This window comes from Acinetobacter sp. 1294243 (assembly GCF_000588015.1).
Taxonomy (GTDB): Bacteria; Pseudomonadota; Gammaproteobacteria; order Pseudomonadales; family Moraxellaceae; genus Acinetobacter; species Acinetobacter pittii.
Genome location: NZ_JFXG01000002.1, coordinates 44,317 through 57,096 on the forward strand (window position 1 = coordinate 44,317; position 12,780 = coordinate 57,096).

Sequence of the window (12,780 nt, forward strand, 5' to 3'; positions counted from 1 at the left end):
CGTTTTTCTTTGAAATATAACAATTGATATATCGACAGCATGAATAGACTTTGTGCTATAAAGAAAACATAAGATTTATTACTGAAGATGTTGAATATCAATGACTCATACAGCACTTGACCAATTAAAAACATTAACGACCGTTGTTGCCGACAGTAGTGACCTTGATGCAATTCGTAAATTCCGTCCATTAGACGCAACGACTAATCCTTCATTGATTACGGCAGCAGCAGAACAACCAGAAAGCAAAGAGCTCATTGAAGATGCTTATTATCAAGCCAAAGAAGAAGGCTATAGCAACGATGAGTTAATCGAAAGAACCATTGATATTTTAACCGTAAAATTTGGTGTAGAAATTTTAAAACTGATTGAAGGTCGTGTTTCGACAGAAGTCGATGCAGCACTTTCATATGATACTGAAGCGACCATTAAAAAAGCGCATGAATTATGTGAACTTTACAAAGGTTATGGTATTGATCAGTCACGTATTCTGATTAAAATTGCATCGACTTGGGAAGGTATCCAAGCTGCCAAAGTGCTCGAAGCTGAAGGAATTGCTTGTAACCTCACTCTCCTTTTCGGTTTACATCAAGCCCAAGCGTGTGCAGATGCAAAAGTGACTTTAATCTCACCATTTGTAGGCCGTATCTTAGACTGGTACAAAAAAGCTGAAGGTGTAGACGCTTATCCAATCGAAAAAGATCCAGGCGTAGTTTCAGTTAAGAAAATCTATACCTATTACAAACAACAAAATATTCCAACTCAAGTGATGGGTGCGAGCTTCCGTAGTATCGATCAAGTGCTTGGCCTTGCTGGATGTGATTTACTGACGATCTCGCCAAACTTACTTACCCAGCTTGAGCAAGATACCCGTACAGTTGATGCGGCACTTGATGCATCTCAAGCAAAACAAGCAGAAGCCATGGTTAGACCAGCTCAAGATGAGCAAAGTTTTAAAGATGAACTTAACCATGACTTAATGGCATTCCAGCTTTTACAAGGTGGTGTCGATGGCTTTATTAAAGCACGTGACCAATTAAGCCTTTTGTTACGTCAGTCTTTTGGAATTGATGCGGAAATAAAATCTTAAAAAACTGCACTTTTCATACAAAATTGCCGATTTTTGTTATCATGACAAAAATCGGTTTTTTTTATTGGGTTTCTCGTGTTCGGCATAACAGATTTAACAACATATATTATTGGTACATTCCTAATTGTGTTATTGCCAGGACCCAATTCTCTTTATGTGATGTCAATCGCTTCGCGCTACGGGATTAAAACCGGATATATGGGTGCATTCGGTATTTTCACCGGTGACCTTATTTTAATGCTATGTACAGTACTCGGAGCTGCGTCTCTACTCAAGGCATTCCCATGGGTATTTGTCATTCTTAAATTAACAGGTGCACTTTATTTATCTTATTTAGGCTTTAAACTGTTACAAGGCAGTATTCAACGCTGGAAACAACGTAATCAAACTCAACCAGAAATGGCTGATTTACCAGCTTTAGATAAAGTTCATCCTTATAAAACAGCCCTCAGTATTAGTTTACTCAACCCTAAAGCGATTTTATTTTTCCTCTCTTTCTTTGTTCAATTTGTTGAACCAGACTACGCTTATCCTGCTCTGAGCTTTTTAATTTTAGCGATTATTTTACAGATCATTAGCTTTAGTTATTTAACTGCATTAATCTTCTCTGGAATTAAACTCTCGGCATTTTTTAAAGAAAACCATAAAATTGCAGCAAGCGGAATCTTTTTAGTAGGAATTCTATTTTTCGGATTTGGTTTAAAACTAGCAACCTCAACGATTTAATTATTTTTACTCTAATAAGCTTTTGGATTAGAAAGTTAAAACATTATGAACTGCTAAAAGTCCAGCATGCCATCTGTTTTAACTTCATTAAGTACAAAAAAAGTTCTGACTTGTCTTACTCCGGGTAAGGCAATAATCTTTTCACTATGAAATCGGTTAAACGCAGCCAAATCTTTAACACGATTTTTAAAAAAATAATCGACTTCCCCCGCCACTAGATAACACTCTAAAACATTTTCCAAATCACCCGAGGCTTGTTCAAATGCTTGAAAGCTGTCAGGGGTTGAACGGTCCAAAACTACACCAACTAACACCACTGTACCACGTTGAACCGTATTGGGATTGATCCGAGCACGAACATCCAAGATTGCTCCAATCTTAAAAAGACGCTGAGTATGATTCCAACAAGATGATGTACTAATACCTACTAGTTTAGCCAATTCAGCATTACTTAAACGCCCATTTTCCTGTAAGGCACGCATAATTTTCAGTTCTAGTGGAATTAAATTTTCGGCTTTCTCATCCATAAAATAATATTCTTGATTCATTGTTATTTATGGAACGAATAATAGCATTATTTAAGAATTTAAAAATATTATTTATTTTTTAACCTAAAAATAGAAAGCACCTTCTTAAAAAAAATTGTTAAATTCACCCCAACTGGAAGCAATGGCAGAAGCCTATTAATTTTTCTTGGATTTAGAACACGTATCATGCAAAAAATTCTTCAAGATTTTTCAATTCCAGCAGTATTTGCTGGTTTTATTACCTTTCTCATTGGTATTAGTGTTTCGGCCGTTTTAGTGATTGAGGCGGCTCAAGCTTTAGGTGCTTCACCTGAACAAATCACTTCATGGTTTTGGGCTTTAGGTTTGGGTATTGGCTTATCAGGACTCATTCTTTCTTGGAAATTTAAATATCCTGTAGCGACGGCGTGGTCAACCGCAGGTCTTGCTTTAATTATGGCAACAGGTAGTGGATATAGTTTAAATGAAGCGATTGGTGCTTTTTTAGTTGGTGGTTTACTCACTGCGATTTTAGGCTTTTCAGGTATTTTTCAAAAAGCGCTGTCATACATTCCTCAAAGTTTAACAAGTGCCATGCTGGCAGGCGTCCTACTCAAATTTGGTATTACACTTTTCGCAAGTTTACAAAATGATTGGGTATTTGTTTTGTCCTTACTTAGCATTTATGTCATTACAAAAAGATTATGGCCACGTTATAGCATTGTATTTACCGTAATTGCAGGTATTGCCCTGTGTCCTGTCTTTTTAGAATTTCATATACCTACAATTCAGTGGTCTTTAGCAAAACCTGTTTGGATTAGTCCTGACTTTAGCTGGTCAGCACTTTTGGGCTTAGCACTGCCACTGTTTGTGATTAGTATGGCTTCTCAATATTTACCGGGCATTGCCATGATCAAAAGTTATGGCTACAAACCACACGTGAATCAACTCATTGGCTGGACAGGTTTAACCCAAGTTGTGCTTGCACCGTTTGGCTGTTATAGCGTAAATATTGCTGCGATTAGTGCTGCCGTAAGCTTAGATGACCAAGTTCATCCTGACCCAAGCAAACGCTATATTGCAGGTATAAGCTGCGGTTTTTTCTACATCTTAATGGGTTTGTTTGCTGCAACACTCACAAGTTTATTGATGTCTTTCCCTCATATTTTTATTGTAGCTTTAGCGGGTATTGCATTACTTGGTACGATCAGCCACAACATTGCGATTGCTTTTGCTCAAATTGAAGAGCGTGAAGCTGCATTATTTACCTTTTTATGTAGCGCTTCGGGTATTCAATTCTTCGGAATCGGCTCAGCATTTTGGGGATTGGTGGTCGGAATTATTGTATTTGTTGTTCTCAAATTTAAAGCCAAAAAAAGCTAATAAAAAAAGCGTTCATAGCTCCCTATTTTCAATGCTATGAACGCTTTTTAGTATAGTTTCTTATAACTCTCTTACTACGACTGTTTTTGCCATTTTGTCGTGCCAGCCTTGTTTTTTAGCGTCAAATGCCACCCAAAAAAGACCAATACCAAATACTAAAATTGATGGAATATAGCCAATATATCGAATAATACTTTGCATGACTGTGAGCTTATTACCTGTTTTTTCATCTAAAACTTTTAAGCGCATCAAACGTTTGCCAGGTGTACCTGCAAAATACAACCAACATAAAACTGAATATAAAAAAGGAAATGCGTAGTTCACAATCAGGTCAAACCAATAGTTTTGTGGCTGACTACTTAAGCCTGTAGCAAATACTAAGTCGTAATCTCCCCGATAAAAAATCCATGCGGCTGGAATAATTGCTAAACAAAGAATAAGACTATCAATAATCATTGCGCCAAATCTTAACCAGAACCCTGCATACTCATACTTATAAGTCATGCCTACCTCACTTTGTTATTGTTTAATAGCTAAAATGGTCTTACTACTTTACTTTTATCCTAATTGAAACTTTTTTATTTTTAAATACTTAAATAAATTTTAAATTTCTTACTTTTATATTTTATTGTAATTATTTTGATCAAAAAACATCATTAACCACATATCTCTACAAAAACTTAATTTAATCTTTTAAAAACTGACATTTTTTTATGTCAGTTATATCGAAATACGTTTATATATAAATTAAATTACAAATAAATATTATATTTATTGCCAAAATAAAATATCTATTTTAAATTCTTTTTTTAATAAAAGTGCTGCAAATAATAGAGCCAATCCGATTGTAATTAAAAAAACACTTAAACTGATTAATCCATAAACAATTGTTATACCGCCTAATATAGCTAAAATATAAAAAATAATTACACTGATTGTTGGCATTTCAATTTATTCCACTACTTAAAATAAAAGCAATTTATTCTATCGAGTTTATAAACGATTGCTGTTTTCAAATGTTGATTACACTATTAATTTGTATCATCATACATTAATAATGTTATTAAACTTATTTAGTGTTAATTTAGTTTAATAGACAGTGATGAAGTTCACATAAGTTTTATTTAATTTCAAAATAATGTTTTTCAGTCACAAGTTTAATTTTTAAGTTTTTATATAAGCGTTCTTTTGAGTCTTCTAGTGAAGGAACAACTTTTTCTGCAAATTTATCTTCAGTCATCAGTCTTGCATAAGTTTTGTAGCCAATGATTAACTTTTGAGGTTCTTTACCTGTTTGACTAAACTCTTCAATGAGTTTATTGACTTTCTTTGCTGTTAAATCTGCCATCTTTCTTAGCCCCCCTTTAATTCACTATTTTGTTATACGGCTTCTTTGTGACAGAAATATGAACCGTAATTTTTTGTAATTTTCATGTAAATATTAATAATTATAGGTCTATAGCTTACCTACCAGTTCAAAACTAGCAAAGTAATCAACTCAATTATTTGATTTATATTTATTTTATTTAATTTCAATAACTTTTAATTGAAGAGATGTCTCCAAAGAATGAAATATGTTAATCTTTAATTAATAAAAGCTTCATACATATAACAACTGTAAATAAGAGGAATAAGATCATGAATTACCAACATATTATTGTACCAGTAGATGGTTCTGAGATTTCTTTAGCAGCAGCTCGACAAGCAGCTCATATTGCAAAAGCATTTGGTAGTAAATTGACCGCCATTAGTTTGGTTGCGGTAGATCCTTTTAGTGGCGTAGATTTTTATTATATCTCACCTGTTGTAAAAGATTATTTTGTTGAAGCACGTGCTAATGCAGAAAAAACTCTCGCAAAAGTTAAAGCTTTATGTGCTGAAGAAGGCATTGATGCAGAAACTCAAATCATTCAAGGTGAAATTTCTTCAGATGGTATTTTGAAAGCCGTAGAAGACTTAGGTTCTGATTTGATTGTGATTGGTTCGCATGGCCGTAAAGGTTTCCAAAAACTAATTTTGGGAAGCTTTGCTCAAGATGTTTTAAATAGCACCAAGATTCAAGTTTTAGTCGTAAAAGAGTAAAATACTTGAAAGATAAAAGCCCAATCTAATAATTGGGCTTTTTAATAAAATAACTTATAGAAATTTTACACCCACTAAAAAACTCTATAGAATAGTTCACTATTCCATCAATTTCGTGAGTCACGCCAATGAAGTAAGTCTTTTTTCTCATCAATTTTTTCTTTTTTTGATGTGCAAAATAGACTATTTTTGTGATTTACCATCTCTATTAAAAATTATCATTTTCCTATTTTGTACATCCTGTATTTATGAGGTTTTTTATGACTCAGCAGGCATGTGTAATATCGCAACTTACCTTAGAGTTCCCTTCAAAGGTAATGTTTAAGCATCTAAATTTTAGTCTTGAATCGAATCAGGTCTCTGCCCTAATTGGTCGTAATGGCCAAGGCAAATCTTTGCTTATGCAAATGTTAAATGAGACGCTTGCATTAGATTCAGTTGTTACATCAGGGCAAATATCTTGGCATGTAAAACATGCGTATTTACCTCAATTGCATCGTTTGACAGCACTTACAATTGCTGAAGCCTTAGATATTTTAGATATTTACGATGCTTTTAAAAGAGTTGAACAAGGTAATGCCGACTTCGATGATTATGATTTATTGGAAGGTAAATGGGACCTGCCCATTTTATGGAACAATCTCTTACAATCAGCTGGTCTACCAACAGATTTAGATTTCCCAGTTAAAAATTTAAGTGAAGGCCAAAAAACCAAGTTGGCTTTAAGCTGTTTATTTTTAAAATCAGACCACTATCTATTACTTGATGAGCCTAGTAATCATCTAGATCAGGAATCTAGACAATGGTTAATCGATCATTTAAAAAAACATCCGGCAGGTAGTCTTATCATTAGCCATGATCGGAATTTATTAAATGAAGTCGACCATATTTATCATTTAAATGAACATGGTCTACATCACACCACCGGAAACTATGAAAAATTTTATGGGCAGTATCAAACCAATATTGTAGCTCTAGAGCAATCTATTCAACAGAACCAACGTGAAGTTAAACACATGAAGCAAAAGCAACATGATGTATTAATGAAAGCTCAAAAACGTGAGCGTGCTGGAAATAAATTAAGAGAATCAAATTCTCAAGCCAAGATTTTGCTCGACTTTAAAAAGGAACAAGCAGGCCAAAGCATTGCTGCTATACAGTCTCAACACCAACGTCAGATTTCGAACAGTCAAAATGATTTAAAAGATAAGAAATTGCTTCTCGAAACTGTTAAACCTCAACATTTTGTCTTCCCGTCTTTTCATAAGAAATCTGGTGAAATTCTGCGGATTAAAAAGTTGAAACTGAAACATGGTACTCAAAAACCCATCGATCTAGCTGTACAAGCAGCTCAAAAAATTCACATAACAGGACAAAATGGTATTGGAAAATCAACTTTACTTAAGGCAATTCATGCACAAAACAATCAACCCTGTGACAGCATTCACTTATCTGTAGAGTGTTTCTACCTCGACCAGAACTTTAGCTTTTTGTGTGATGAAATCAATGTTATTGAAAATTTATCTCACATGAATAATGAACTTTCAGAACTCGAATGGAGAAATTTGCTAGGTCAACTTCGAATTCGTGGGGATAAAGGTACCCAACTATTGTCTCAGTTAAGTGGTGGTGAAAAATTAAAAGTAGCTTTATTAGCTCTTAGCCAGTTAAACCCTGCACCTGAACTTCTGTTATTAGATGAACCAGAAAATCACTTGGATATTGAATCTAGGGAGTTACTCGCTCATGCAATTCAGAGTTATGAAGGTGCGTTATTGCTCGTTTCACACGATCAACTGTTTGTTGAAAGCTCGGGCATTCATGAGTCATTTTCCTTAACGTAATAGTTAGTAATATACCAAGTTTCAAATTTACTAGTTCTCATTTGAGAGCTAGTAAATTTCATCAGTTATTATTGTTTCACTTTGCTTAATAACTCGAGCTCTAAAGTATATTTGACAGTTTTATTTTTACGAGCACTATTACGCATTTGATAAACTTGAATAATATAATCGCCGTCAACTGGTAAAGTAAGCTCTCCTTTAAAACCTATAGTTGAGCCAATCAATAGTGCATTATCTTTACCTGGTTTTTTACCAGGTGAAAAAATATTTATGTAGGCTAAATTCCCCAGACTATTAATATCAAATTTTAATATTTGGCCTTTTTTTCCATAAATTCTATACCTTACATCATCGTAGCCCTGAAATTTTCCAGTTAAAATGGTATGTGGTGAACTTTGTAAAAAATTAACTTTTTGCTCAGTATTTTTGGCATAGACAGTGAACGAAGTAGCTGAAATAAGCGTAGATAGTAATAATGTTTTAATGATTTTTCTCAACTTATTGACCCTCAAAATTATTTTTAAAGTGATTATATTAAAAATGATTTTTATAAAATTTTACTTTATGTATGAGTTTGATGAGTAGTAGTTGCTTTTTATAACCAGTAACAAATAAAGTATCTTAGAAATCTAAATTATCTTCTTTTCAATAATTATTTAAAAGTTAAAGTATATGGATAATTTATACATCTGGAAGAGTTTTTAATGAATATTATTATTCGTGATGAGCAAGCCGAAGATATTGAAGCCATTGAAAAATTGACAAAAGCAGCTTTTGAAAATGCTGAGCACACAAGTCATACCGAGCATTTTATTGTTAATAGTCTAAGAGCTCACGGACAACTTACTATTTCTCTAGTTGCAATTGAAGATGAGTCTATTATTGGACATATTGCTATTTCTCCGGTTGAGATTAGCTCAGGCGAAATAGGTTGGTATGGTTTAGGTCCTATCTCAGTTCATCCAGATAAACAAGGATGCGGTGTTGGCTCTCTTCTCATCAATAAATCACTAGGAAAATTAAAACAACTTGGCGCTCAAGGATGTGTTTTATTAGGTGATCCAAATTATTACAGCCGATTTGGTTTTAAAAATTATCCTGAGCTAATTTTGCCTGATGTACCGAGTGAATATTTTCAGGCTCTAACTTTCTCGGGCAATATTCCAAAAGCGAATGTTAAATACCAAGAGGCTTTTAATGCGATGCAATAATAAAAACTTACTATCTTTAAAAGAAAACTCCTAAAATAGGAGTTTTCTTTTTCATTGGTTTTGAACAATATTTACTTAAAATATTAGCTTTTATTTAACACGCTCAATTTGGAAAACTTCAATATCGGTAGGCTTAACTCTATGCTTATCTACCTCACCAACGACACGTACTTTATCCCCTGCTTTTAGTTCAAGAGGTTTCCATAAGTCATCATCGATATCAATTATGATTGAACCCGTAGCGTCTTTTAACTCAAAATGATCCCCAGCAATATGCTTTACGATCGTACCAGTTAAAGTTACTCCAGATTCATCAGCCAAAGTTTTTACTTTGGACACTGTGACTACATTTTTTGTTGCTTCGTTTAATAAAGCAGCATCTGGTTTAGCTATCACAGCACTACTTCCTAATAAAGCAAATCCAGCCAATGCTGTTAAAAGTATTTTTTTCATGACGATTACCTACTTTTTAATATTCTTAGTTATATAAACAAATTCTTTTAAAGTTATAGATTTAGCTTTTGTGGCTTTTTGTATCTTATTAAGTTCTTTGTTTAATGATAATAAATAGTAACATTAAAAAATTTCTTTAAGTTCTCTTTTCCAACAACTATTTTATGGCCTTTATTTTTTCGTGAATTTACTTAAGAAAGCTTTTTCTTAAGTAAATTAAACTCAGCATTAAAATATCACTTCATTGTTAGGCAACAAGTTGTCCTAAACTCAATAAAATATTTATGGCTTCTGTCTCATCCTCTGTTTGCATAACAATCATTCTGTCATAAGAAATTCCACCAACCTCAATATAAATTTTTGGATGTGGAAGCTGAGGAATATAGACTTTTAGTGGTTGATAAAGAGCAAGAAGATAACCAAATGAATCATAAGGATAATGATCATCTTTTAATGTCTTCTTTATAACAACATAGTTGTTCAATATACTTAAAATAAAACCATATTCATTTTCAGAATGAAATTTAGCGTCCATACCTACCTCCTTGATTAGTTAATATTTTTATAATCAAACTTAAAGGTTAAATTTCTGATCTGAGGATATTTGAACTAATTTACTTTAAATATAGAGTTCTATTTAAAATAATGAGTTTCGAATTTAAATATATTTAAAACCAAGTGTATTAGTCAACATATTTTGAACGGCGCCATTAAAAATAAATATTTTGAGTTACAAATCACACTTTAAGACAAAAATAAAAAGATATAAAAAAACCCATCTTACGATGGGCTTTGGGCATTCAACTAGATTATGAATCTTTATCCATTGAATGAGGAGTTGTGGTTTTATCTTGCTGTTTTGTGTCGTTTTCACCTTGGCAAGCACTCACACTCAAAGAAATAAAGGCGGCTAAACCCAAGGTCGCTATAATTTTTGTCATGTTTCACCTCATGAATTGTTTAGATTGATGAGTTAATAAATACTTTTTATTAGTTTTACGATCAGCATAGGTTTCTAGGCTTTTTTGTAGATTTAGCGCAAAAATGTAAAGCTATTTAGTTTTGACTTTAAGCGCTCATTTAAATTTAACTCAACAAGTTCAAAGCCGAGCACCTAACATAAACTTAAATTAAATATTAACTGAGTGCCTGAGCGTTTTGAGGAGTAAGTCATATAAGTGATCTACAGCTTTAGAATCCAAAGATGCCCGACTCCGATAAACAGCGACCTCCATAGGTTCTAAAGGTCCTAGGCCATGATCAGCACTTAAAATAGTTAAATGCTCAGGCGCACTACACTGTGTGAACACGGCAATTGCTAAACCACTTTCCACCGCTGCAATTTGACCAGCCAAACTTGAACTATTGTATACCACACGGTAACGGCGTCCTTGTAATGCCAAAGAATGAATAGCACTCTTTTTAGCTTGGCTAGTACTTTCGTAAACTGCAATTGGAAGCGGGTCTTCTCGCCAGAGTTCAAATTGTGGAGAGCCAACCCATACCATTGGTTCATGGAATAATAGTGTTCCTTGACGAGCGTTATCTCTCGAAATTAATGCTAAGTCTATATCACCGCTTTCTACTCGTGGAATTAAAGAAGTCGACTGTTCACAAATCAATTCAATTTCAACCCCTCCGTAACGTGGTGCAAAACGTTTAAGTACGGGCGTTAAATATTTAGAAGCATAGTCATCAGGTACACCAAGACGTATACGGCCCTTTAATTCATCTCCGTGAAATGCCATTTGGGCTTCAGCATGCAAATCTAAAATACGGCGTGCATAACCTAAAAGTAGCTGTCCTTGAGACGTTAATTCAATTTGTCGGTGCGTTCGTATTAAAAGTTGGCAATGTAGGGCTTCTTCAAGTTTTTTTAATTGCATGCTAACCGCTGACTGTGATCGATATAACTCAGGGGCTGCATTCGACAATGAGCCTGTATCAACGACAGTGACAAAACACTTTAACCAATCAATCTGTAAGTTTTTTATATTCATTACGATTTATCTATTCGATTTTCAAATAGTATATAAAAGAATTATGCGCTTTTCTTTATTTATTGCTTCTCTCATACTGAACTTATAAAAAGTTAAAACAGTTCATTTTTAAACGTCCCTAACGATGAATTGATTAACAACTGAATAACTCGTTAATCACTGTCCTTAATAACCATTTTATCACTTCGTATTTCTTAGGTATTACGCACTAGGAGGAGGTTTTATGCGCCTAAATAAACAGTTGCTTGCGTCACAAAGTGCGACATCCACTTTCGTTTTACTGTGGGGAAGTGCTGCGATTTTTACTCGATGGGGGCTCGACAGTGCCTCACCTATAGCATTATTAATTCTACGCTTTGCCACAGCTTTGTTTGTTCTGTTGTTAATTGCTATTTTTAGAAAAAGACTTTTACCTAAGTATGGAACTCGAAAGCAAGTTTTATTAACTGGACTACTGATTATTGCAGGTTATTCAATTTGTTATTTTAAAGCCATGGCTCACGGAGTCACCCCTGGTTTAATGGCCACAATCATGGGAATACAGCCAATCTTGACGCTTTGTCTTTTAGAAAAGAATTTACAAAAAGAGAGATTATTAGGTCTATTGATTGCTTTAGCCGGACTCATACTTTTAGTGTGGAAAAGCTTAACTATGTCTTTTATCGCTCCAATCGGAATATTCTTTGCCTTAGCAGCACTGATCTGTATAACTTTTGGTGCCATCATGCAAAAAAACATTCAACAAGCCCCAACAGATGTCTTACCGCTCCAATATATAGTTAGCCTTCTAGTTTGTTTATTTATAGTTCCATTTGAACATTTTGAAATAACGTGGAATTCACAACTCATTATTTCGGTTTTATTCCTTGGAATTTTAATTTCTGTAGTTGCTCAACTTTTACTTTACCGTCTTCTAAATCAGGGCAATCTTGTAAATGTGACAAGCCTATTCTATTTAGTCCCTGTTGTTACTGCACTTTTAGATTTTTTAATTTTAAAAAATAAGTTGCCGCTTGCAGGCTTAATAGGAATGATTGCGATTTTAATAGGCTTAACACTTGTATTTAAAAAGAAATAAATCATTTAAAGTAGATTATAAAACCCTCGACTGAGGGCTTTATACTGAGTTAAAGACTAGTCTAAATTTTTCCAGTCTTTACCAATTTGAGCTAATGCTGGCAGTTCATCGCTATTAAAAACATTAGAATTACGATCAATAGCAAATCGATAGATGGGCACAGAATCAGCTTCAGTTTTTTTATAGAAGCTGAAATTTTCAGTAATGTGGTAATTGCCAGCTTCTGTAGATTTTACAGCTGCTCCTGATGGAATATGAATATAACTTTCACATTCCACTTCAATATTATTTCCAGCAAGATCTTGGTAGGAAAATTTCATGTTTTGATCCTTTCTAAATTTTTATGATTGAGAAAAACTTAACATGCTATCTGGCTAGATTATTGAAACTTTTTTCAACTAATTGTT

At 33.8% G+C, this 12,780-nt stretch carries 17 protein-coding genes and 1 pseudogene; 7 read left to right on the forward strand and 11 right to left on the reverse strand.

Annotated elements, in window-relative coordinates:
* Positions 1 to 100 precede the first annotated feature (100 nt).
* Positions 101 to 1,090: a transaldolase gene (tal, locus tag J655_RS07870; protein ID WP_017480912.1), complete on the forward strand. Its 990-nt coding sequence runs from the start codon at positions 101 to 103 to the stop codon at positions 1,088 to 1,090.
* 75 nt (positions 1,091 to 1,165) lie between these two features.
* On the forward strand, positions 1,166 to 1,816 hold the full coding sequence (leuE, locus tag J655_RS07875) for a leucine efflux protein LeuE (protein ID WP_016803130.1): 651 nt from the start codon (positions 1,166 to 1,168) through the stop codon (positions 1,814 to 1,816).
* Positions 1,817 to 1,869: 53 nt separating this feature from the next.
* Here leuE and J655_RS07880 read toward each other — a convergent pair whose 3' ends face one another.
* Positions 1,870 to 2,343 (reverse strand): Lrp/AsnC family transcriptional regulator, encoded by a 474-nt coding sequence (locus tag J655_RS07880; protein ID WP_032052233.1) that lies wholly within the window; start codon positions 2,341 to 2,343, stop codon positions 1,870 to 1,872.
* Between the two features lie 186 nt (positions 2,344 to 2,529).
* Here J655_RS07880 and J655_RS07885 point away from each other — a divergent pair, with 186 nt between their 5' ends.
* On the forward strand, positions 2,530 to 3,705 hold the full coding sequence (locus tag J655_RS07885; RefSeq protein WP_017480911.1) for a benzoate/H(+) symporter BenE family transporter: 1,176 nt from the start codon (positions 2,530 to 2,532) through the stop codon (positions 3,703 to 3,705).
* Positions 3,706 to 3,765: 60 nt separating this feature from the next.
* On the opposite strand, the gene J655_RS07890 is transcribed toward J655_RS07885, so the two are convergent.
* From J655_RS07890 to J655_RS07900, 3 genes are all read right to left on the reverse strand, one after another.
* Positions 3,766 to 4,209, reverse strand: a complete 444-nt coding sequence (locus J655_RS07890) for an RDD family protein (protein ID WP_005073782.1) — start codon at positions 4,207 to 4,209, stop codon at positions 3,766 to 3,768.
* Between the two features lie 267 nt (positions 4,210 to 4,476).
* Positions 4,477 to 4,650 (reverse strand): hypothetical protein, encoded by a 174-nt coding sequence (locus J655_RS24380; protein WP_005068723.1) that lies wholly within the window; start codon positions 4,648 to 4,650, stop codon positions 4,477 to 4,479.
* Positions 4,651 to 4,825: 175 nt separating this feature from the next.
* Positions 4,826 to 5,053, reverse strand: a complete 228-nt coding sequence (locus tag J655_RS07900; protein WP_002115208.1) for a hypothetical protein — start codon at positions 5,051 to 5,053, stop codon at positions 4,826 to 4,828.
* Positions 5,054 to 5,343: 290 nt separating this feature from the next.
* On the opposite strand from J655_RS07900, the gene J655_RS07905 reads away from it, so the two are divergent.
* Together J655_RS07905 and J655_RS07910 are read left to right on the forward strand one after the other, a co-directional pair.
* A complete protein-coding gene (locus J655_RS07905) occupies positions 5,344 to 5,787 on the forward strand; it encodes a universal stress protein (RefSeq protein WP_002115225.1) in 444 nt (147 codons plus the stop codon).
* A 260-nt stretch (positions 5,788 to 6,047) separates the two neighbouring features.
* Positions 6,048 to 7,631: an ATP-binding cassette domain-containing protein gene (locus J655_RS07910; protein WP_032007428.1), complete on the forward strand. Its 1,584-nt coding sequence runs from the start codon at positions 6,048 to 6,050 to the stop codon at positions 7,629 to 7,631.
* Between the two features lie 68 nt (positions 7,632 to 7,699).
* Here the strand turns inward: J655_RS07910 and J655_RS07915 are convergent, their stop codons facing one another.
* Both J655_RS07915 and J655_RS25115 read right to left on the reverse strand, forming a co-directional pair.
* Positions 7,700 to 8,128, reverse strand: coding sequence for a hypothetical protein (locus J655_RS07915; protein WP_017480908.1), 429 nt, complete (start codon positions 8,126 to 8,128; stop codon positions 7,700 to 7,702).
* Positions 8,129 to 8,165: 37 nt separating this feature from the next.
* Positions 8,166 to 8,276: pseudogene (locus J655_RS25115) on the reverse strand (hypothetical protein); the annotation flags it as partial.
* Between the two features lie 59 nt (positions 8,277 to 8,335).
* Between J655_RS25115 and J655_RS07920 the strand changes: the two are divergent.
* Entirely contained in the window at positions 8,336 to 8,842 is a 507-nt protein-coding gene (locus J655_RS07920; protein WP_017480907.1) for a GNAT family N-acetyltransferase, read from the forward strand.
* 90 nt (positions 8,843 to 8,932) lie between these two features.
* Here J655_RS07920 and J655_RS07925 read toward each other — a convergent pair whose 3' ends face one another.
* The 4 genes from J655_RS07925 to J655_RS07940 all read right to left on the reverse strand — a co-directional run bounded on the left by J655_RS07925 (position 8,933) and on the right by J655_RS07940 (position 11,295).
* Positions 8,933 to 9,295, reverse strand: coding sequence for a NirD/YgiW/YdeI family stress tolerance protein (locus tag J655_RS07925; RefSeq protein ID WP_005073765.1), 363 nt, complete (start codon positions 9,293 to 9,295; stop codon positions 8,933 to 8,935).
* A 247-nt stretch (positions 9,296 to 9,542) separates the two neighbouring features.
* Positions 9,543 to 9,830 carry a hypothetical protein gene (locus J655_RS07930; RefSeq protein ID WP_032007430.1) on the reverse strand — a complete coding sequence of 96 codons (288 nt, stop codon included), beginning with the start codon at positions 9,828 to 9,830 and terminating at the stop codon, positions 9,543 to 9,545.
* Positions 9,831 to 10,104: 274 nt separating this feature from the next.
* Positions 10,105 to 10,236, reverse strand: coding sequence for a hypothetical protein (locus J655_RS24385; protein ID WP_002114618.1), 132 nt, complete (start codon positions 10,234 to 10,236; stop codon positions 10,105 to 10,107).
* Between the two features lie 189 nt (positions 10,237 to 10,425).
* Positions 10,426 to 11,295, reverse strand: a complete 870-nt coding sequence (locus tag J655_RS07940; protein ID WP_032052234.1) for a LysR family transcriptional regulator — start codon at positions 11,293 to 11,295, stop codon at positions 10,426 to 10,428.
* A 223-nt stretch (positions 11,296 to 11,518) separates the two neighbouring features.
* Here J655_RS07940 and J655_RS07945 point away from each other — a divergent pair, with 223 nt between their 5' ends.
* On the forward strand, positions 11,519 to 12,373 hold the full coding sequence (locus J655_RS07945; protein WP_032007432.1) for a DMT family transporter: 855 nt from the start codon (positions 11,519 to 11,521) through the stop codon (positions 12,371 to 12,373).
* 56 nt (positions 12,374 to 12,429) lie between these two features.
* On the opposite strand, the gene J655_RS07950 is transcribed toward J655_RS07945, so the two are convergent.
* Positions 12,430 to 12,693, reverse strand: coding sequence for a hypothetical protein (locus J655_RS07950; protein ID WP_017386735.1), 264 nt, complete (start codon positions 12,691 to 12,693; stop codon positions 12,430 to 12,432).
* Positions 12,694 to 12,780: the final 87 nt, after the last annotated feature.